The organism is Serratia sp. CY32780 (genome assembly GCF_052169135.1).
GTDB classification, from domain to species: Bacteria; Pseudomonadota; Gammaproteobacteria; order Enterobacterales; family Enterobacteriaceae; genus Serratia; species Serratia sarumanii.
The window spans coordinates 2,247,809-2,266,647 of the sequence record NZ_JBJNLI010000001.1 but is presented as its reverse complement, the minus strand read 5'-3'; the positions used below and the strand labels follow the sequence as shown (position 1 = coordinate 2,266,647).

The window sequence follows — 18,839 nt, the reverse complement described above, 5'->3', positions numbered from 1 at the left end:
TTGTCGCTGCCGATTTGTGACATCGAAATATCATCGCGGTATTTTCAGTTTATTTTTCGTTTAATAAATTAGCCTTTACTTCATTACCCGACGTCACTATACTCAGCCAAAATTTCAGTGGAGAAACCCAATTGGACAGTTGTAGTTGTAATAAAACAAATAAGGCAAGCTGACCAATTCTCTTCTGATTTGTTGCTTGCCGTTATCGGCGGGCAGCACCCCTCTCCAGTTATTCCTGAGCTGTGCATACCCGAATATAAAGCGTTTCCTGAGGCCTGATGGTTTCAGGTGAATTGAGTTGGACGTTATTATGGTATTCTGCAGCCACAGCCTTTTCCCTCCAGGCACAGTACGCTGATTCGCTGATTTATTTTCGGCGCGATTTTGCGTGTGCTAAACAGCACATGATTTTATCTCCTGAGGTTAATTAAGGGGACAGTCATGGCTATGACTCCTTTCGTTTTAAATTTATTGCTGGCGATGTGCCTGGGCGCGGTAATTGGCGCCGAGCGCCAGTGGCGCCAACGCATGGCCGGCCTGCGCACCAATGCGCTGGTGGCGACCGGCGCGGCGGTCTTTATTCTCAGCTCCATGTCCACCGATCCGGCCAGCGCCGGCCGCGTGGCTGCGCAGATCGTATCCGGTATCGGCTTCCTCGGCGCCGGGGTTATCATGCGTGAAGGGCTGAACATTCGCGGCCTCAACACCGCCGCCACGCTGTGGTGTTCGGCGGGGATCGGCGTCCTGTGCGGCCTGGGCCAGCATTGGGATGCGGTGGTCGCCACGTTGGTGATCCTGTGCGCCAATATCCTGCTGCGCGAGGCCGCCCAGCGCATCAATCTGCAGCCGCACCAGCAGGCGACCGATCTGGAACTGTGCTATCGCATTCAGGTGACCTGTGGCGAGCAGGATGAAATTCTGGTGCGTACCCTCATTCTGCAGGCGCTGAACGGCGTCGCCTTGCGGCTGCAATCTTTGCGCAGCGCCGATATTTCCAGCCCGGGGCAATTGGAAGTGTGCGCGGAAATTACCGCCACGCCGGCCGCACAAAAAGAAATTGAGGGTATTGTCTGCCGCGTCAGCCTGGAAAAAAGCGTGAGCGCCGTTCGCTGGCGCGTTGCGTCTGAATTACCGGTCTGAGTAATGATATAAATATTTATTAACTTGATTATATGTTCGTGTTTATTCAGGTAGGCCTGAATAACGCGGGCATTAAGGAGGCGTTATGGACGATGACCCCGGAAGGGAAATGATTCTTGCGTGGCTGACAGGGTAATCACGCTATTCAGTCACGCTAATTAAAAAATTCCACTCTGCGCAGAGTCACCTGTTTATCGGGCGGGATATCCCTGTGCGCAGAACGAAAATAAGAGAATAGCGTTATGACTCAGATTAATGAAAGAACGCGTCGCCGTGATAAAGACGCGGTGACCTACGCCATTGCGGAAGAAGCGACCAACAGCATCGCCCAAACGCTGGCGAACCTGAAGTGCAACCGCAACGGTTTGACTCAGGACGACGCCGATGAGCGGCTGGAGCAGTTCGGCGCCAATCAGGTCGCCCACGACAAGGCGCCGCATGCCTTGATCCAGCTGATCAAGGCTTTCAACAACCCGTTTATCTTCGTGCTGATGGTGCTGGCTGCGATCAGTTTCTTTACCGATTATTGGCTGCCGCGCCAGAGCGGTGAAGAAACTGAACTCACCGGCGTCATTATCATTCTCATCATGGTCACGCTGAGCGGGCTGCTGCGTTTCTGGCAGGAATACCGCACCAACAAAGCGGCGGAAGCGCTGAAGTCGATGGTGCGCACCACCGCCACGGTGCTGCGCCGCAGCAGCTACAGCGCGCATCCGCTGACGCTGGAAGTGCCGATCCGCGAACTGGTGCCGGGGGATATCATTCAGCTCTCCGCCGGTGACATGGTGCCGGCCGACGTGCGCCTTATCGCCTCGCGCGATCTGTTCATCAGCCAGGCGATTTTGACCGGCGAAGCGATCCCTATCGAAAAATACGATGCCATGGGCAGCGTGGCGCAGAAGTCGAGCGAAGGGGAAGTGTCCAGCGAGAACGCGCTGCTTGAGCTCTCCAACGTCTGCCTGATGGGCACCAACGTCGCCAGCGGCACCGCCACGGCGGTGGTGGTGGCGACCGGCGGGCGCACCTACTTCGGCTCGTTGGCCAAGTCGATCGTCGGTTCGCGGGCGCAAACCGCGTTCGATCGCGGGGTGAACAGCGTCAGCTGGCTGCTGATTCGCTTCATGCTGGTGATGGTGCCGGTGGTGTTGCTGATCAACGGTTTCACCAAAGGCGACTGGAGCGAGGCGGCGCTGTTCGCACTGGCGGTGGCGGTCGGCCTGACGCCGGAAATGCTGCCGATGATCGTCAGCTCCAACCTGGCGAAAGGGGCGATCGCCATGTCGCGCCGCAAGGTGGTGGTGAAGCGCCTGAACGCCATTCAGAACTTCGGCGCCATGGACGTGCTCTGCACCGACAAGACCGGCACGCTGACCCAGGACCGCATCATTCTCGAGCACCATATCGACGTCAACGGCGCCAGGGATAACGAGGTGCTGCACCTGGCCTGGCTGAACAGCTTCCATCAGAGCGGCATGAAGAACCTGATGGATCAGGCGGTGATCCGCTTTGGCCGCGGCAAACCGGGGATCGAAGCCCTGGGGCGTTTCAGCAAGGTGGATGAGCTGCCGTTCGATTTCGTGCGCCGCCGCTTGTCGATCGTGGTGGCGGACGAAAATGGCAAGCAGCAGCTGATCTGTAAGGGCGCGGTAGAGGAGATGCTGGAGATCGCCACTCACGTGCGTGAAGGCGACAAGACGCTGGAACTGGACGACGCGCGCCGTGCGGCGCTGCAGGCGCTGGCCCGCGAGTATAACGAAGACGGTTTCCGCGTGCTGGTGCTGGCGACGCGCGAGCTGGATGCGCAACGCCCGGCCGACCCGCTGAGCGTGGCCGACGAGCGCGACATGGTGGTGCAAGGGTTGCTGACCTTCCTCGATCCGCCGAAGGAGAGCGCGCAGCAGGCGATCGCCGCACTGCAGGAAAACGGCGTGACGGTGAAGGTGCTGACCGGCGACAACCCGGTGATCACCTGCAAGATTTGCCGCGACGTCGGGCTGGAGCCGGGTGAACCGCTCTCCGGGTTGCAGATTGAACAGATGGATGATGAAACGCTGGCGCGCGAAGTGGAGCAGCGCACGGTCTTCACCAAGCTGACGCCGCTGCAAAAATCGCGGGTGCTGAAAATGCTGCAGGCCAACGGCCATACCGTCGGCTTCCTCGGCGACGGCATCAACGATGCGCCGGCGCTGCGCGATGCCGACGTCGGCATTTCGGTCGACACCGGCACCGACATCGCCAAGGAGTCGGCGGACATCATCCTGTTGGAAAAGAACCTGATGGTGCTGGAAGAGGGGGTGATCAAAGGGCGCGAGACCTTCGGCAATATCATCAAGTACCTGAACATGACCGCCAGCTCCAACTTCGGCAACGTGTTCTCGGTGCTGGTGGCCAGCGCCTTCATTCCGTTCCTGCCGATGCTGGCGATCCACCTGTTGATTCAAAACCTGATGTACGATATTTCCCAGCTGTCGCTGCCGTGGGACAAGATGGACAAAGAGTTCCTGCGCAAGCCGCGCAAGTGGGACTCCAAAAACATCGGGCGCTTTATGCTGTGGATTGGGCCGACCTCGTCAATCTTCGATATCACGACGTATGCGCTGATGTGGTACGTGTTCGCCGCCAACAGCGTGGAACACCAGGCGCTGTTCCAGTCCGGCTGGTTCATTGAGGGGCTGCTGTCGCAAACGCTGGTGGTGCATATGCTGCGCACCCAGAAGATCCCGTTCATTCAGAGCACCGCGGCGCTGCCGGTGTTGCTGACCACCGGGTTGGTGATGGCGCTCGGGATCTACATTCCGTTCTCGCCGCTCGGCGCCCTGGTTGGCCTGCAGCCGCTGCCGTGGGAATACTTCCCGTGGTTGGCCGCTACGCTGGTCAGCTACTGCGTGGTCGCGCAGTTGATGAAGCGTTTCTACATCCGCCGCTTCGGCGAGTGGCTGTAAGCCGCTTCGGCACTCACTTCGGGGGCGAAATTCTTCGCCCCCGCTCCGCTACAGCAGTTTGTTGACCAGCAGGCCGAGCATGATGGTCAGCGTGAAGGAAAACAGCGTGCCGAGCAGCACATACTCGGTGCGCATCTTATCGTCGCTCTGGCGCAGATCGCCGAAACGGAAGATAGATTTAGCCGCCAGCAAAAAGCCGATCGCCGGGATTTGCCCCAGCAGCACAAAGGTCAGGATCAGCGTTCTCTCCAGATAGCCAATCTGTTTGCCCGCGCGCAGCAGCGAGTCGTTGTCGGCCTTGGCCGAAGGCGGCATTTGCGGCGTCCAGTGCGCCAGCAGTTGCCCGATCAGCAGGCTCATCGGCAGATAAATCAGGCTGTAGGCCACCAGCACCAGGCCGGTTTGCCAACGCCCCAGTTGCCGCCCCAGCGCGGCGAGCAGTTCACCGGCATTCGGCGTCAGCCCCAGCCACAGCAAGGCGATTACCGCCAGATGCAATCCCTGATCGAGCAGGAAACTGCGGGCCGGGCTCAGGCGGTTCATCGCGGTGACCTTCAGTAAATCGATCAGGTAGTGGCTGACGGCGATGATCAGCAGGCTGGCCAGCACCTGAAGTGAAGAAAGCCCGCCGTGCAGCAGGCCGAAACCGGCCACCACCCAGGCGGCCAGCACCCCGTGCAGCAACGCGTGCAACACCAGAAAACGTGAACGCGCGCGATGCTGGATTTTATCTTCCACCCAACTCAGCGGTTGCAGCGGAAAATCCGCCAGCAGATGGACGAGCAACAGCCAGGCCAGCAAAGGCGCATAGGTCAGATCCATAGTCAGACGATCCTGTTAATGGCGTGAATAAACCGCATGATTTCCTCGTAGGCCGCGCGTTTCAGCGCGGCGGAGACCGTGGAGGCGGCTTTTTGCAGCTGATCCGCCACGGCGGTGCCGCTGTCGGCGAACATTCTCGCCTGGACGATGCGCGCTTCGGTCTGCGACAGGCGGCCAATCACATGATCTAACATCGGCAGCAGATCGCTGACAATGGCGTTTGTCCGATCGTTGTCGGTTTTCAGAGCCAGCCGGCAATTTTTCGCCATGGCGTCCAACGCGCTGCCGGAGTTGATAAAGGCGCTGCCATAGCCGGCGGCGTCGGGCCGTTGGCTGCCCAGCCCGACGGCGACGCGCGCATCCCAGTGCGCGGCGCCCGTTGCCCGCAGCGCGAGGCGAATATACACCGCCAGCAGCAGCCCGTCCTCCGGGGCGGCCTGCGCCTGGAAGGCGTCGCCGCGAAAGATTTCCACCTGATGCAACCGCCCGTCGCGCCGCAGCCGATCGAGCAGGCTGTGCAGCTCATTGAGGTAGTTGACGGTGTCTGATCGGCGGGAATCGACCAGATCGCCGCTGATTACGCTGATTGGCGTCGGCATGACATGTTCCGATGTTTATAGAAGGATGACTATAAATTCGCACCTGGATGCGAATATGTCAATAATTCGCCTTTGAATACGAATTTATCGGATTTTCGCCTGTGAGGACGAATTGAGGCAGGGTGAGGAGGGGAGTGAATGGCCGGGAATGCGCGGGCTTGTCAGGCTCGCCACCGGCGGCGTAGACGGAAAGTGGCCGGCAGCCGGCCGTTCAGAAGCTTTTAACCAGCACGTCACGCGGCATTTCACTGCCGTGTTTCAGCAGGTGCTCAAACGATCGCTCGCTGCTTTTCAGCTGCTGCAAAAATTCCTGCGGCGACAGATCGTGTTTTTTGCCGCTCATGTAAGCCAGCGCCAGTTCTTTTGCCTGATAGCGGGAGAAGTTGTACATGGTGTCCTCGATACGGTGAATGTCAGTGCTCACGATTGTAGCGAAAGAGCACATAATGAACAGCGGCTTTGGCGTATGGAATCGATAGCCGAAACTTAACTTGCCGGTTGCAACAGCTCATCGCACAGGCGCTTGATCACCTGAGCCTGCGGCAGGCCGTTGTGCAACATCTGGCGGATATGCTCCGAATCGCTGATGCCCTGGCGGACATGGCGCTCGACCGCCTGTAGCACGGCCCGATCCTCCCGTCGCTCGGCGAAACCGCTCAGCGCGTCGAGAGTGTGCAGGATATGGGCGGTCAGGCTGCTGCGACGCAGCGTCGTGGGATCGACGTATTCGGCGGCGAAACCGCTGCGATAGGCGTTGATCTTATTGTAATTGGTGAAGGCATCGTATTCCGGCGCGATCGGCGTGCGGTGTTGCAACAGAAAATCAGCCAGCAGACGGCAGTAACCGACCAGCAGCACGGCATGCGCGAGGCGCAGCGGCGTATCGCAGATGCGGATTTCCACCGTGCCCAGCTCCGGTTTGGGCCGCGCATCCCAGTAAATATCCTTGATGCTTTCAATCACGCCGGCGGCGTTCAGCCGTTCGTAGTAGGCGTTGAATTCGCGCCAGCTGTAGATGTGTTCCAGGCATCCGTAGTTGGGGAAGGAATTCTGCGCGCTGAAACGGGAGCTGGCAAAGCGCGTATCGACGCCCTGGTACAGCGGTGACGATGCGCTGAGCGCGATCAGCTGCGGAAAGTAGGGCGTCAGCGCATGGCACAGGTACATCGCTTCGTCCCCGTCGTTGACGCCGAGGTGGATGTGTTGGCCGAACACGCAGGCCAGCTTGGAAAGATAGCCAAAGCGGCTGGCCAGCTGCCTGTAGCGCGCGTTGTCGCTGATGACCTGCTTGCGCCAGTCGTTGCTCAGATGGCGGCCGCCGCCGCAGACGTCACAGCCCAGGCGCTGCGCGCTGCGCCGGACGGTATGGGTCAGGGCGCGCAGCTCGGCGTGCAGCTCATCGAGATCGCGGTGCACCGAGCTGTTCAGCTCCACCATCGATTTGGTGAGCTCATGTTTGACGCGCCGGCGGTCGCCGACCGCGCTGACCACCCGGTCGGCCCGATCCGTAAGATCGTAGTGCTTGTCATCGACCAGCTGCAGCTCTATTTCGGTGCCGATGGAGAGCCTTTCCGAACGTTTGAATGTGAGCGGCATGGTGCCTCCTTCCTGCAAGAACAGCATAAAGATAAGTATATGCCTCGGCGAGGGGGACAACGTTTTGTGTTTTATATTTGTTTTTCCGAATATGAAAATGGTATCTTCATGAGCGATTTGTGGAGACGATAAGGTTAACGGGAGTGCGACATGACGTCATTGACGCCGCTGAAGCTGTTTAAAAACCTGTCGGACGAGACGCGTCTGACGCTGGTGCTGTTGCTGCGCCACGCCGGCGAGCTGTGCGTGTGCGAGTTGTCGGGCGCATTGGCGCTGCCGCAACCCAAAATCTCAAGGCATTTGGCGATGCTGCGTGAAAGCGGGCTGTTGCTCGATCGGCGCGATGGCAAGTGGATATATTATCGCCTGTCGCCGCATATGCCGGCTTGGGCGGCGGGGATTATTGAGCAGGCTTATCAGTGTCGGGCAGAACAGATGATGGAGTTGGGGCAACGCGCAGCGAAAGGCTGCCCGTAACGGTAAAAAATTTGCGCAAACACATACGAAAAATCGAATATGTAGATGTGAAGAGGCGGTGAGACGGCGATGATAGTGGCAGGAGCGATCTTTATTCTGACGTTGGCCTTGGTTATCTGGCAACCGAGAGGGCTGGGCATTGGCTGGAGCGCGGCGTTCGGCGCGGGATTGGCATTACTGAGCGGCGTGGTGCACGTCGGCGATATTCCCGTGGTGTGGCAGATAGTCTGGAATGCGACCGCGACCTTTATCGCCGTCATCATCATCAGCCTGCTGCTGGATGAGAGCGGCTTCTTTGCCTGGACTGCTCTGCACGTCGCGCGCTGGGGCAACGGCAAAGGCCGATGGCTGTTTACCTACATGCTGCTGCTGGGGGCCGTGGTGGCGGCGCTGTTTGCGAACGACGGCGCTGCGTTAATCCTTACGCCAATCGTGATCGCCATGCTGTCGGCGCTCGGCTTTCGCCCTGCGGCGGTACTGGCTTTCGTGATGGCGGCGGGCTTTATCGCCGATGCCGCCAGCCTGCCGCTGGTGGTGTCCAATCTGGTGAATATCGTTTCGGCGGATTTCTTCCGGCTGGGCTTTACGGAGTATGCGGCGGTGATGGTGCCGGTCAACCTTGCCGCAGTGGCGGCGACCCTGGTGATGTTGCATCTGTTCTTTCGCAAGGATATTCCGCGGCGCTACGCGTTGACGCGTTTACCGATACCCCAAGAAGCGATTCGCGATCGTGCGACTTTCCGAGCCGGCTGGGCGGTATTGGCGCTGTTGCTGATTGGCTTCTTCGCTCTGGAGCCGCTCGGCGTGCCGGTGAGTTTGGTCGCTGCCTGCGGCGCGCTGGTTCTGCTGGCGGTGGCGAAACGTGGGCGCGCGATCGACACCGGCAAAGTGCTGCGCGGGGCACCCTGGCAGATCGTGATTTTCTCGCTGGGCATGTATCTGGTGGTCTACGGGCTGCGCAATGCCGGCTTGACCGAGCTGCTTTCCGGCGTGTTGGACGCGCTGGCGCGGCAGGGGCTGTGGGCGGCGACGCTCGGCACCGGCTTCCTGAGCGCGTTTCTCTCTTCCGTCATGAATAATATGCCGACGGTGCTGGTGGGGGCGTTGTCAATCGACGGCAGCGGCGCGGAAGGCGTCATCAAGCAGGCGATGATTTACGCCAACGTCATCGGCAGCGATCTCGGCCCCAAAATCACCCCGATCGGCAGCCTGGCCACGTTGCTGTGGCTGCATGTGTTGGCAAGGAAGAACATCGTCATTACCTGGGGCTATTATTTTCGCGTGGGGCTGGTGATGACGCTGCCGATCCTGTTCGTCACCCTGGCCGCGCTGGCGCTGCGGCTGTCCGTTTGATCCTGATAGGAGAAACCGTCATGAGCAGTATCAAGATTTATCACAACCCGGCTTGCGGCACGTCGCGCAATACGTTGGCGCTGATCCGCAACAGCGGCGTTGAGCCGGAGGTGATTTTGTATCTGGAAACACCGCCCAGCCGTGAACGGTTGATTGCGCTGCTGGCCGAAATGGGGATGACGCCGCGCGCGCTGCTGCGTAAAAACGTCGAGCCTTACGCCGAGCTGAAACTGGATGAGACCGGCTGGAACGATGAGCAACTGATTGACTTCATGCTGCAACAGCCGATTTTGATCAATCGGCCCATTGTGGTGACACCGCTCGGCACGCGCCTGTGCCGGCCGTCGGAGGCGGTGTTGGATATTCTGCCGGATCCGCAGCGCGGGGCTTTCAGCAAAGAGGATGGGGAGCCGGTGATCGATGCGCAGGGCTGCAGGATAACCAAAGGTTGATCGCTGCGGCCCTGCGCCCAGGCAAAATCAGTGCAGTTCGGCGCCGCTGCGATCGGCCAGCGCTTCCAGCAGCGGGGCGGACGGCACGAAGAACAGGGTGCCGGTCACCGCGTGGCTGAAATCGAGCAGCCGATCGTAGTTGCCGGCCGGGCGGCCGATAAACATGTTTTCCAGCATCTGCTCGATCGGCTGCGGGGAGCGCGCATAGCCGATAAAGTAGGTGCCGAATTCGCGCAGGCCGGGGCGGCCGAACGGCATGTTGTCGCGCAGAATTTTCACCTCGTTGCCTTGCTCGTCGGTGATGGTGGTCAGCGAACTGTGCGATGACGACGGTTTGACCGCTTCATCCAGTTCGATGTTGGACTGCTTATGGCGGCCGATGATCTTCTCCTGCGTTTCCACGCTGAGCGAGTTCCAGCCCTGCATATCGTGCAGGTATTTTTGCACCAGCACATAGCTGCCGCCGCTGAACGCCGCGTCTTCGTCGCCGATCACCGTGTAGTCGAAGGCTTCGTGCCCCTCCGGGTTCTCCGTGCCGTCGACGAAGCCGATCATGGCGCGCTGATCGAAGTAACGGAAGCCGTGCACCTCTTCGACCACCGTCACGGCATCGCCGAGCTTGCCGACCAGCTGCGAGGCCAGTTCGAAACACAGATCCATTTCATCGGCGCGGATATGCAGCAGGATATCGCCGGGCGTGGCGACGGCGACGCGTTCCCCGCTGCCGATCGGGCTGAACGGATGCAGCTGGCGAGGGCGCGGGGCGCCAAACAGCGTATCCCAGGCTTCGGAGCCGAAGCCGCAAACGCAGGTGAGGTTGCCCGCCGGCGCGCGTTTGCCGACCGAACGCACCACGGCGGCGATGTCGCCGCACCAGGCGCGCACCGCCGCCAGATGGGCGGGAACGGGCGACAGAGTGGCGACGATGAAGATGGCATGGCGCGTTACCGGCGTGAATACGGCTTGCGGCGGATTGTTATTTGCATTCATTGCATTCGGCTCCAGTGTGTTCGGGTGAAATCGATCAGATCAAATTAAAGTGCTCGTCGGGTTTCATCGGCGGCGGCAGCGGGCTTTGGTCGTTCATTTCCAGTAGGTTGCGCTCGATGGTGTTGCAGATGGCGTTTAACGGCAGATGGTTGGCCGACACGCCGAACGGATCTTCCAGCTCTTCGGCCAGTGAGTCCCAGGATAAGAAGGTATAGGAAATGAACACCGAAACAAACGGTGTCATGTAATGCAGATCGGTCACCAGGGCAAAAGGTAACAGGCTGCAGAACAGGTAAACGGTGCGCTGCAGGATCAGGGTATAGGCGAACGGCACCGGCGTGCTGGCGAGCCGTTCACAGCCGCCGAGGGCGTGGGACAGCTCGCTCAGCTTGTTGTCGAGCAGCTCGAAGGTGATGTCGCTCAGCAGCCCCCGTCGGCGCAGCTTGCCGATCTCCTGGCCCAGCATCAGCAGGATGCGGTTGGTCGGCATCGGGCTGGCGATCACCTCCGCCAGCTCTTTGCTGCTGAGGTTGTGGTACAGATCGGCGGTCGGATCGGTGGCGCGCAGCTGATGCTTCAGGCTCCAGCTGAAGGCGATCAGCAGCTTGGCGACCTTCTGGTGCACCGCCGGTTCGTCCGGCAGCAGGCTTTTTATCTGGCGCAGCAGGGATCGCTCGGTAATCAGCAGCGAGCCCCACAGGTTGCGCGCTTCGACAAAGCGGCTGTAGCCGGCGTTATTGCGAAAGCCGAGAAAAATGGCGATGGCGATGCCCAGCAGGCTGAACGGCGCGATGGTCAAATGCACGCCGAGCTGTTCGTACCATTGATAGCTGATCACCGCCACTATCGACATCAGCACGTTCAGCGACAGGCGAAAGGTGATCTTTGACAGCACGGAACCGTGCCAGGCGAACAGGCGAAAAAACCAGTTCTGGTTCGGGCGAATTATCATGACGTGGGTGCTTCCTGGTGTCCTGCTATTGAGAATAGTCGATTCTTATCCGGCGGCGTTAGGCCACCGTCGTCGATTGCCAGAGCCGCTGCGGGTGCGTATAGACGGTGGCGCGCCCTGGCTTGCTGAAGCCCACCAGCGTCAGGTTGCTGCGCTCGGCCACTTCCACCGCCAGGCGGGTGGCGGCGGAAACGGCGAACAGGATCTCGACGCCGCACATGGCGGATTTTTGCACCATTTCATAGCTGGCGCGGCTCGACACCAGCGCCGCCCCTTGCAGCCACGCCTGTTGGCTGCGGTAGCCCAGCAGCTTGTCGAGCGCCACGTGGCGGCCGACGTCTTCACACCCGCCGCTGAGCGCGCCATCTGGCTGGATCCAGGCCGCCGCGTGGGTGCAGCCGGTCAGTTTCCCCACCGTTTGCACCTCCTGCAGCTGCGCCAACGCCCGGTCGAGCAGGGCCAAATCGAAGCGTTGCGTGAAGGGCAGCGGCGCGATGGGCTGGGCGACCTCCTGCAGTTGCTCCACCCCGCACACGCCGCAGCCGGTGCGGCCGGCCAGGCTGCGGCGCTTCTCTTTCAGCTGCATAAAACGGCGGCTCGAGAGTTCCACATGCACTTCAATGCCGTTGCAGGCCGGCTGTTGGCGGATGTCGTAGATATCGTCGGGGGAGGCGATGATGCCTTCGGACAGCGAAAAACCGATGGCGAAGGCCGCCAGATCTTTCGGCGTCGCCATCATCACCACGTGGGAAATGCCGTTGTACACCAGGGCGACCGGCACTTCTTCCGCCAGCCAATCCTGTTGCGCCTGGGCCAGATCGTTGCGCTGCCAGACCGCGTGGCGCGACAGGCATTCCTGTTTGATATCGTCGGTTTCTGCGAGGAGCAGGTGCTTGTTCATAACGTTCTCGTGACCGTCGGTGACGAGGCGCCGACGGGGATGAATTCTTATTAGCAGGTGTGGGGATTATACAGGATTCTGATCCCGCTCGCGCAGGGAATGACGTCTGCCGGCGCCCCCTGCAGGTTATCCACAGTTTTAGTGGATAACGTGTGTGCAAGGGGCGGTGAAACGCTTAGCAGGCGTAAAAAAAAATCGCTCAGAAAATTATTATATTACGCGGCAAAGCGCGATCTGCAGGGGGATTGGAGGTTGCACGCGTTCGCGTTTTGTTTATGCTTTACTGTATAAATATACAGTTTGGTTATGATTATGCTGAGCAATTCAAGGTTGTATGCTTTTTCACCAGGTGAACCCCTGACGTTACCGCTGTTTGCCGATCGCGTGGCCTGCGGCTTTCCTTCCCCGGCGCAGGACTATGTCGAGAGCAGGCTGGACATCGGCAAGCTGCTGGTACGGCACCCCAACGCCACTTACTTCGTGCGCGCCAGCGGCGAGATGGAGCGTGCAGGATGGATCAGGCACTACCGACAGATTAAGAAACTGAGCATCCGAGAAACAGCAGACGCGACAGGCTACAGTACTTCCCAAGTTTGTCGCATTCAGGCCTTCTATAAAGAAGTTGAGACTGATTAAAAAGCAGCCTTAATGTACAATAATTTTCGATATCCAAACTGACCCCATGAACAATCAATGAGTAGAGGTGAAAGATGATTTCATACAAAAAAACCATACCTGCTCTTGTCATATTCGCTTTATCTAATGCTGTGGCATATGCGAATGATTTCGACAAATCAAATGAAGCGATGGCAATTTCAGCAATAGGTTTTTCTGGCTCAAATGCTCGTGTTGCACATGATGTTTGTGGGGCAACCAATGAGAAAATTGATAAATATAAAAAACAAATAAAAGACTCATTAACTAGAACATTAAAGTATGAACAGTCAGGATTCGATACGCATTGGGATAATGGTTGGAAAAATGCTGATTTTTTGGTTAAGTCATTAAGTAATGATGAAGCCTATAAAAAAGAATATTGCCGAGAGGTTTTAGATGGAATTAATAATCCTGAAATGAATTAAGGATTATTCCTTATTCGGGGTTCTACGCCGGAACCCCAGATTTTTCCGTCCGCTAAAATTATCCCCGGTTGAGCAGCTTTATACCGTCAGCTCGCAGTGGACCATCAGGGGAAATGTGGCGGTACAGCGTTTGTCGGGTTATCCCAAGCTCCTGGCATAACGTACTGACTTTCGTCTCTGGCCGTCCCATTGATGCCATTGCCAGTCGCAATTTTATTGGCGTCATTTTGTAAGGCCGTCCGCCGTTCCTCCCGTGAGGCAAGGCCTGCCGCTGTTCTTTGCGGCGCTGTACGCAGCAGAGACCGACGGCCGCGCGCGACACCCGCTTAGTCCCGCCCTCTGGTCAAATGCAGGCTGACGTGTACAGCCTGCAGGCAGAGGATTTCGTCTGGCAACCGGTATCGCCCGCCGTCGGCGCCGTTCGCAATGACAATCCCTCACTCATCCTGCCCATCGATACGCCAACGGTCTGAGTGCCGCATTATCCACAGTTTTGGTGGGTATCATGTGTGTAAACACACGCGAAGAACGCCAAAAGCTGCAGGAAAAATCACTCAGAAAATTATTATATTACGCGGGAAAGCGTGATCCGCAGGGGGATTGGGGGTTGCACGCGTTCGCGTTTTGTTTATGCTTAACTGTATAAATATACAGTTTGGTTATGATTATGCTGAGCAATTCAAGGTTGTATGCTTTTTCACCAGGTGAACCCCTGACGTTACCGCTGTTTGCCGATCGCGTGGCCTGCGGCTTTCCTTCCCCGGCGCAGGACTATGTCGAGAGCAGGCTGGATATCGGCAAGCTGCTGGTACGGCACCCCAACGCCACCTATTTCGTGCGCGCCAGCGGCGAGTCGATGATCGACGGCAATATCCAGGATGGCGATCTGCTGATCGTCGACAGCGCCCTGACGCCGGAGCACGGCAATATCGTGATCGCCGCGGTGGACGGGGAATTCACCGTCAAAAAGCTGCAACGCCACCCCGACGTGCGGCTGTTGCCGATGAATCCCGCCTACGCGCCGATCGTGTTCGACGATGAGGCGCAGCTGGAGATCTTCGGCGTGGTGACCTTTATCGTCTACGCGGCGCGGTGACTTCGGCCCTTTTTTTCATTTTTTTCTGCCCGATCTTTTCGTTGGCGTGACCTCTCTACTGAGTTTCCAGTTCAATACACTCAGGGGAATCCTTCATGGCCATAAAAAACAAGAACGGCGCAGGGCGTACGTTCACATCAGCCAAACGCATTACCGGGAAACGCGTCGCTATCGGGATAGGATGCGCACTATCGGGCATGCTCACCTCCGCGATGGCGGCGCCCGATGCGTCGGCACCACCCTCGGCGGTCGAACAGCCCGCTATCCTTTCCTTCGCCATTCCCGCCGGTGATCTGGCGCCCGCCTTGCAGACGGCGGCCGCTAAGGCCGGCGTGATAGTGATTTTCACGCCCGAACAGACGCGTGGAAAAAGCACCGCGGGCCTGCAGGGACATTACCGCCTCACCGACGCGTTCAATACGCTGTTGGCGGGCAGCGGATTGCGCGCTCAGCAAACCGCACAGGGATATCGGTTGGTCGACGCCGGGCCGGTTCAGCCTTTGACGATACCGGAACTGTCGGTGGTCGGCGGTTTGTCCGACAGCGTCGCCGCCGGCCGTTCGGTACTGGATAAAGAAGACATCGAACGCGTACAGGCCGATAACATCGCCAGTTTGCTTGATCGCTTGCCCGGCGTAGGGATGGCGGGATCGCCGCGCCCGGGTGGCCAAAGCCTGAATATCTGGGGCATGGGCGACATGGAAGATGTGAAGGTGGTGCTGGACGGGGCGCCGAAGGGATTTGAGAAATATCGGCAGGGTTCGGTATTTATTGAACCCGAATTGCTGAAAAAGGTTGAGGTCGATAAGGGGCCGCACAATCTGTTGAACGGCAATGGCGGCTTTGGCGGAACCATTACGCTGGAGACCAAAGATGCCGGGGATATGCTGCTGCCGGGCGAAGATTTTGGCGGCTTGCTGAAATACAGCTACCACACCAACGATCGCCAGGGCATTTACAGCGGCGCGTTGTACGGCCGTACGCCGGAAGGATTCGCCGACGGTTTGATCTACATGAGCAAGCGTGACGGCGGCAACCTGAAGCGGCCGGACGGCACGCGCTTTGCCTATTCCGCCAACGATCAGGCTTCCTACCTGTTAAAAACCAATATTTATCTGAGCGAGGCGCAAACGCTGACGCTATCGGCGATGCGCTCCGATTCCGATGGCTGGCAGCCTTTTGCCGCCAAGCGGGACGATATCGCCGCGCCCAGCCAGGCGGATATCGATAAATATGGCCGGGAAGAAGCGTGGCGCCGCATTCTGGTGTATCGCGACCAGACGGACACCAATTACTCGGTGAAATGGAATCTGGCGCCGGAAGCGCAGCCGTTGCTGAATCTGACGCTGTCTTATGCCTATTCGAAGACAGAACAGCATGACAAGCGGCCGGATTCCGCTTCAAAGTTCAGCTATCTCGGTACGTTGGGCAATGAAAGCTGGGTGAACTATACCGATCGGCAGTTTGACGTCAGCAATGAAAGCCGTTTCGCCAGCGGGCCGCTGGAGCACAAGCTGTTGCTCGGCGCGCGTTGGCATAAACATCAGCGCGATACACTGATGTATTACCCCTCGCAGGTGAAAAACGCCAGTTACAACTACGGCTATTTCCAGCCGTATTACATGCCGGCGGGCGAACAGGAAACCCGCAGCGTTTATCTGCAGGATGCGGTCAGTTTCGGCAGCCTGACCGTGACGCCGGGCGTGCGTTACGATCATGTGACCAATACCGGGCAACCGAACCGGGCGCCGCGCTATAACGACAGCGATCCGCTCGTGGGCCATGATTACAGCAGCGTGACCTATACCGGCTGGTCGCCGCATTTGGGCGTGATGTGGAAAGCGACGTCGAATCTGTCCCTGTTTGCCGACGTTAGCCGCACCTGGCGCGCCCCGGTGATCGACGAACAGTACGAAGTGCAATACGCCGCTTCCAGCGTGCCCGGCACCAGCCGCGGCCTGCAGGTGGAACGCATGACGGGCGTGCGCCTTGGCGCGGTGCTGGACTTCAACGATGTGTTGATGGCGCGAGACAGCCTGCAGATCCGCACTACGCTGTTCCGCAATCGCGGCAAGGACGAGATTTTCTATCGTCGCGGCGTAGTGTGCGACGCCGCACGGCATGGGGGCCAATGTGGGCAACCGTTGTCGAACTATCGCAACTTGCCGGGCTATACCATTGAGGGCGTGGAGCTCGAATCGTTTTATGACAGCGAAAGCCTGTTCGGCAGCCTGTCGTTCTCCTCGATTCGCGGCAAACGCGACGCTTCACCGCGCGATCCGTGGGGCAACGAAACCTGGATTGCCGAAATTCCACCCGTTACGGCACACGCGATGCTAGGTATGAAAGTACCGCAGTGGGACATGGCCTTCGGCTGGACCGGCGATTTTGTGCGTAAACAGGATCGTTCACCGGCCGACGGCGATCCGATGGCCGTTGTCTGGGCGCTGCCGAAAACGTCGGGTTATGCATTGCACGGCCTGTTCGCCTCGTGGCAGCCCAGCGGTTTGCAGGGCTTCGAAGCTCGCGTCGCGGTGGACAACCTGTTCAACCGCGATTATTACCCTTACCTGGGAGAATCGGTGTCCGGCGTAGGGCGCAACATCAAGTTTAGCGTTAGCCAACGTTTCTGAATATCCTGCTAACAGGGGCCATTTGGGCCCCTTTTCACGTTTTCTCTCCCGTATTTCCCTACTTTTTCGCCGTTTATAAATCATCAGCAATCGCTTGACACAGAAGTTACAATTTTAAAATAATAATAATTATCATTTTCAATCTCATTATCAATTGGTGTCACCGAATGGCAAGGAAAGAGGCCGCGGCAGCCAACGGGTTTGCTCAACAGCTTTACCTTGAGCACCACAGTTGGCTATGCCATTGGCTGAGACAGAAGGTCGGGTGCGCGCATCACGCCGAAGACCTGGCGCAGGATACGTTCATCAGTATTTTACTGAGTCCGCAGTTGCTTGCCATTCGGCAACCACGCCCCTTCCTGGCGACCGTGGCGCGCCGGCTGGTGGCGAATTATTACCGACGTAAAACAATCGAAGAGAGCTATCTGCAGGCCTTGAGCGAGCTGCCGGCGATCGAGGCGCCCTCGCCGGAGGTCCGTCAACAAACCCTCGAAATGCTCGAACAGTTGGATCAGGCGTTGGACGGATTGCCGGCGCACGTTCGCGAGGCTTTCCTGTTGGCGCACCTGCAGGGCATGCGTTATTGCGACATCGCTGAACGTTTGCGGGTGTCGACCAGTTCGGTAAAACAATATCTGCAGCGCGCCAATTTGCACTGTTTCTTTGCATTGGCGGCGTAACGGCAGGTGCGGAACCCATGATGGAATCGGATATCGATCGGCAGAGCGCGCGTGAGGCCGCCGCCTGGTTAACCCAGCTGATGTCGGAAGAGGCAAGCGACGCGGATAGGGAAAACTGGCGGCGTTGGTATCAGGCGAAACCGGAAAATGAACGCGCCTGGCGGCATATCGCCGCGTTTTCATCCCGTTTTTCTCTGCTTAACGGGGCGGCGGCGCAGCGTAGTCTGTCGCAGTTGCCAAACCCGCAACGCCGCCGGTTGCTGAGAAGCCTGGCGGCCATCGGCGTGGTAGGGTCGGTTGGCATCGGTTCTGGCGCGCTGCCATGGCGCCCCTGGCTGGCGGATTACCGCACGGCGGTGGGGGAGCAGCAAACCGTCGCGTTGGCGGATGGCGCGCAGTTGATGCTGAACACGCAAACGGCGGTTAACGTCAGCCTTCAGCAGGCCGCATTGCTGGAAGGTGAAATGATGGTGAATCTGCCGCCGGAAAGCGGCGCGTTGACGGTGAGGCTGCCGCAGGGCGAGATCGTGGCGCAGGCTGCTCGCTTCAGCGTTCGCCTGTGGGAAACCTACAGTGATATCGCCGTTTATCTTGGCCGGGTCACAATCCTTTCGCCGGCGCATCGGAACGCGGTGCTCAACGCCGGTCAGGGCGGCAGATTAAGCCGGCAAGGCATTGGCGATCCGTACCGCGTGACGCAAGAGCCCGGTTGGCGGCAAGGCATGCTGTTGGCCGACAACATGCGGCTGGACGACTTCCTGATGGAGCTGGGGCGTTATCGTCAGGGCGTTATTCGCTGCCGGCCGGAGGTCGCCGGCCTGCGGCTCTCCGGTGCGTTCCCGCTGGCTGACCCCGAGCGCGTCATTGCGGCTCTGCCCGGTGCGCTGCCGGTTAGGGTAAATATGCTGTCAAAATACTTCATTACCGTGTCATAAAGTTTTTTACTCTGCCATTAGGGTATTTCCTTTTCGTTTAGTCTGTTCTTTCTCGTTCCCTGCCCGGTGCCGCGTGCCTAAACGACCTTTCTGACATACCCCGACCGCCGTTGACCGCTGCGTACGTTGGTCTGTTTCACGCTTAACCTGAGTATCGTTTTCCATGTTGAATCACAACGTATTACCTGC

The 18,839-nt window shown here is 58.6% G+C and carries 17 protein-coding genes and 2 pseudogenes; 12 read left to right on the top strand and 7 right to left on the bottom strand.

Annotated elements, in window-relative coordinates:
* Positions 1-441: 441 nt before the first annotated feature.
* The gene (locus ACJ8HH_RS11015) at positions 442-1,140 is read left to right on the top strand and encodes an MgtC family protein (protein WP_025303346.1); all 699 of its coding nucleotides are present in this window, start codon (positions 442-444) and stop codon (positions 1,138-1,140) included.
* A gap of 242 nt (positions 1,141-1,382) precedes the next feature.
* Positions 1,383-4,082 (top strand): magnesium-translocating P-type ATPase, encoded by a 2,700-nt coding sequence (gene mgtA / locus ACJ8HH_RS11010; RefSeq protein ID WP_033653591.1) that lies wholly within the window; start codon positions 1,383-1,385, stop codon positions 4,080-4,082.
* A 48-nt stretch (positions 4,083-4,130) separates the two neighbouring features.
* Here mgtA and ACJ8HH_RS11005 read toward each other — a convergent pair whose 3' ends face one another.
* The 4 genes from ACJ8HH_RS11005 to ACJ8HH_RS10990 form a co-directional block, all read right to left on the bottom strand.
* Positions 4,131-4,904: a DUF3307 domain-containing protein gene (locus tag ACJ8HH_RS11005; RefSeq protein ID WP_033635070.1), complete on the bottom strand. Its 774-nt coding sequence runs from the start codon at positions 4,902-4,904 to the stop codon at positions 4,131-4,133.
* A 2-nt stretch (positions 4,905-4,906) separates the two neighbouring features.
* On the bottom strand, positions 4,907-5,503 hold the full coding sequence (locus ACJ8HH_RS11000) for a hypothetical protein (protein WP_033647840.1): 597 nt from the start codon (positions 5,501-5,503) through the stop codon (positions 4,907-4,909).
* Between the two features lie 211 nt (positions 5,504-5,714).
* Entirely contained in the window at positions 5,715-5,894 is a 180-nt protein-coding gene (locus tag ACJ8HH_RS10995; RefSeq protein WP_004935085.1) for a hypothetical protein, read from the bottom strand.
* 95 nt (positions 5,895-5,989) lie between these two features.
* Complete coding sequence (locus ACJ8HH_RS10990; RefSeq protein WP_048321746.1) at positions 5,990-7,099, bottom strand: YbdK family carboxylate-amine ligase; 1,110 nt, start codon at positions 7,097-7,099, stop codon at positions 5,990-5,992.
* 150 nt (positions 7,100-7,249) lie between these two features.
* On the opposite strand from ACJ8HH_RS10990, the gene ACJ8HH_RS10985 reads away from it, so the two are divergent.
* The 3 genes from ACJ8HH_RS10985 to arsC all read left to right on the top strand — a co-directional run bounded on the left by ACJ8HH_RS10985 (position 7,250) and on the right by arsC (position 9,381).
* Positions 7,250-7,576, top strand: a complete 327-nt coding sequence (locus tag ACJ8HH_RS10985; RefSeq protein WP_048321745.1) for a metalloregulator ArsR/SmtB family transcription factor — start codon at positions 7,250-7,252, stop codon at positions 7,574-7,576.
* Positions 7,577-7,645: 69 nt separating this feature from the next.
* A complete protein-coding gene (locus ACJ8HH_RS10980; protein ID WP_048321743.1) occupies positions 7,646-8,929 on the top strand; it encodes an arsenic transporter in 1,284 nt (427 codons plus the stop codon).
* Positions 8,930-8,949: 20 nt separating this feature from the next.
* Positions 8,950-9,381 carry a glutaredoxin-dependent arsenate reductase gene (arsC, locus tag ACJ8HH_RS10975; RefSeq protein WP_048321742.1) on the top strand — a complete coding sequence of 144 codons (432 nt, stop codon included), beginning with the start codon at positions 8,950-8,952 and terminating at the stop codon, positions 9,379-9,381.
* A gap of 27 nt (positions 9,382-9,408) precedes the next feature.
* Here arsC and ACJ8HH_RS10970 read toward each other — a convergent pair whose 3' ends face one another.
* From ACJ8HH_RS10970 to fdhD, 3 genes are read right to left on the bottom strand one after another with little or no spacing between them, the layout of a single operon-like run.
* Positions 9,409-10,371, bottom strand: a complete 963-nt coding sequence (locus tag ACJ8HH_RS10970) for a Dyp-type peroxidase (protein WP_033635063.1) — start codon at positions 10,369-10,371, stop codon at positions 9,409-9,411.
* 34 nt (positions 10,372-10,405) lie between these two features.
* Positions 10,406-11,323 carry a bestrophin family protein gene (locus tag ACJ8HH_RS10965; protein WP_033635062.1) on the bottom strand — a complete coding sequence of 306 codons (918 nt, stop codon included), beginning with the start codon at positions 11,321-11,323 and terminating at the stop codon, positions 10,406-10,408.
* Positions 11,324-11,381: 58 nt separating this feature from the next.
* On the bottom strand, positions 11,382-12,224 hold the full coding sequence (fdhD, locus tag ACJ8HH_RS10960; RefSeq protein ID WP_033635061.1) for a formate dehydrogenase accessory sulfurtransferase FdhD: 843 nt from the start codon (positions 12,222-12,224) through the stop codon (positions 11,382-11,384).
* Between the two features lie 306 nt (positions 12,225-12,530).
* Between fdhD and ACJ8HH_RS10955 the strand changes: the two are divergent.
* The 7 genes and pseudogenes from ACJ8HH_RS10955 to ACJ8HH_RS10925 all read left to right on the top strand — a co-directional run.
* Positions 12,531-12,722 (top strand): annotated as a pseudogene (locus ACJ8HH_RS10955) (DNA polymerase V); the annotation flags it as partial.
* A gap of 212 nt (positions 12,723-12,934) precedes the next feature.
* Positions 12,935-13,306 (top strand): hypothetical protein, encoded by a 372-nt coding sequence (locus ACJ8HH_RS10950; RefSeq protein ID WP_126171699.1) that lies wholly within the window; start codon positions 12,935-12,937, stop codon positions 13,304-13,306.
* 302 nt (positions 13,307-13,608) lie between these two features.
* Positions 13,609-13,779 (top strand): annotated as a pseudogene (locus ACJ8HH_RS10945) (SOS response-associated peptidase family protein); the annotation flags it as partial.
* 188 nt (positions 13,780-13,967) lie between these two features.
* Positions 13,968-14,402, top strand: a complete 435-nt coding sequence (umuD, locus tag ACJ8HH_RS10940) for a translesion error-prone DNA polymerase V autoproteolytic subunit (protein ID WP_033635060.1) — start codon at positions 13,968-13,970, stop codon at positions 14,400-14,402.
* A 95-nt stretch (positions 14,403-14,497) separates the two neighbouring features.
* Positions 14,498-17,035: a TonB-dependent receptor gene (locus ACJ8HH_RS10935; RefSeq protein ID WP_060438532.1), complete on the top strand. Its 2,538-nt coding sequence runs from the start codon at positions 14,498-14,500 to the stop codon at positions 17,033-17,035.
* Between the two features lie 167 nt (positions 17,036-17,202).
* The gene (locus ACJ8HH_RS10930) at positions 17,203-17,715 is read left to right on the top strand and encodes a sigma-70 family RNA polymerase sigma factor (RefSeq protein WP_025303329.1); all 513 of its coding nucleotides are present in this window, start codon (positions 17,203-17,205) and stop codon (positions 17,713-17,715) included.
* 17 nt (positions 17,716-17,732) lie between these two features.
* A complete protein-coding gene (locus ACJ8HH_RS10925) occupies positions 17,733-18,650 on the top strand; it encodes a FecR domain-containing protein (RefSeq protein WP_033647829.1) in 918 nt (305 codons plus the stop codon).
* Positions 18,651-18,839 lie beyond the last annotated feature (189 nt).

Bases quoted from the DNA above. Each gene is read 5' to 3' on its own strand.
- ACJ8HH_RS11015 (WP_025303346.1), top strand. From the start codon at position 442: ATGGCTATGACTCCTTTCGTTTTAAATTTATTGCTGGCGATGTGCCTG.
- mgtA (WP_033653591.1), top strand. From the start codon at position 1,383: ATGACTCAGATTAATGAAAGAACGCGTCGCCGTGATAAAGACGCGGTG.
- ACJ8HH_RS11005 (WP_033635070.1), bottom strand. From the start codon at position 4,904: ATGGATCTGACCTATGCGCCTTTGCTGGCCTGGCTGTTGCTCGTCCAT.
- ACJ8HH_RS11000 (WP_033647840.1), bottom strand. From the start codon at position 5,503: ATGCCGACGCCAATCAGCGTAATCAGCGGCGATCTGGTCGATTCCCGC.
- ACJ8HH_RS10995 (WP_004935085.1), bottom strand. From the start codon at position 5,894: ATGTACAACTTCTCCCGCTATCAGGCAAAAGAACTGGCGCTGGCTTAC.
- ACJ8HH_RS10990 (WP_048321746.1), bottom strand. From the start codon at position 7,099: ATGCCGCTCACATTCAAACGTTCGGAAAGGCTCTCCATCGGCACCGAA.
- ACJ8HH_RS10985 (WP_048321745.1), top strand. From the start codon at position 7,250: ATGACGTCATTGACGCCGCTGAAGCTGTTTAAAAACCTGTCGGACGAG.
- ACJ8HH_RS10980 (WP_048321743.1), top strand. From the start codon at position 7,646: ATGATAGTGGCAGGAGCGATCTTTATTCTGACGTTGGCCTTGGTTATC.
- arsC (WP_048321742.1), top strand. From the start codon at position 8,950: ATGAGCAGTATCAAGATTTATCACAACCCGGCTTGCGGCACGTCGCGC.
- ACJ8HH_RS10970 (WP_033635063.1), bottom strand. From the start codon at position 10,371: ATGAATGCAAATAACAATCCGCCGCAAGCCGTATTCACGCCGGTAACG.
- ACJ8HH_RS10965 (WP_033635062.1), bottom strand. From the start codon at position 11,323: ATGATAATTCGCCCGAACCAGAACTGGTTTTTTCGCCTGTTCGCCTGG.
- fdhD (WP_033635061.1), bottom strand. From the start codon at position 12,224: ATGAACAAGCACCTGCTCCTCGCAGAAACCGACGATATCAAACAGGAA.
- ACJ8HH_RS10950 (WP_126171699.1), top strand. From the start codon at position 12,935: ATGATTTCATACAAAAAAACCATACCTGCTCTTGTCATATTCGCTTTA.
- umuD (WP_033635060.1), top strand. From the start codon at position 13,968: ATGATTATGCTGAGCAATTCAAGGTTGTATGCTTTTTCACCAGGTGAA.
- ACJ8HH_RS10935 (WP_060438532.1), top strand. From the start codon at position 14,498: ATGGCCATAAAAAACAAGAACGGCGCAGGGCGTACGTTCACATCAGCC.
- ACJ8HH_RS10930 (WP_025303329.1), top strand. From the start codon at position 17,203: ATGGCAAGGAAAGAGGCCGCGGCAGCCAACGGGTTTGCTCAACAGCTT.
- ACJ8HH_RS10925 (WP_033647829.1), top strand. From the start codon at position 17,733: ATGATGGAATCGGATATCGATCGGCAGAGCGCGCGTGAGGCCGCCGCC.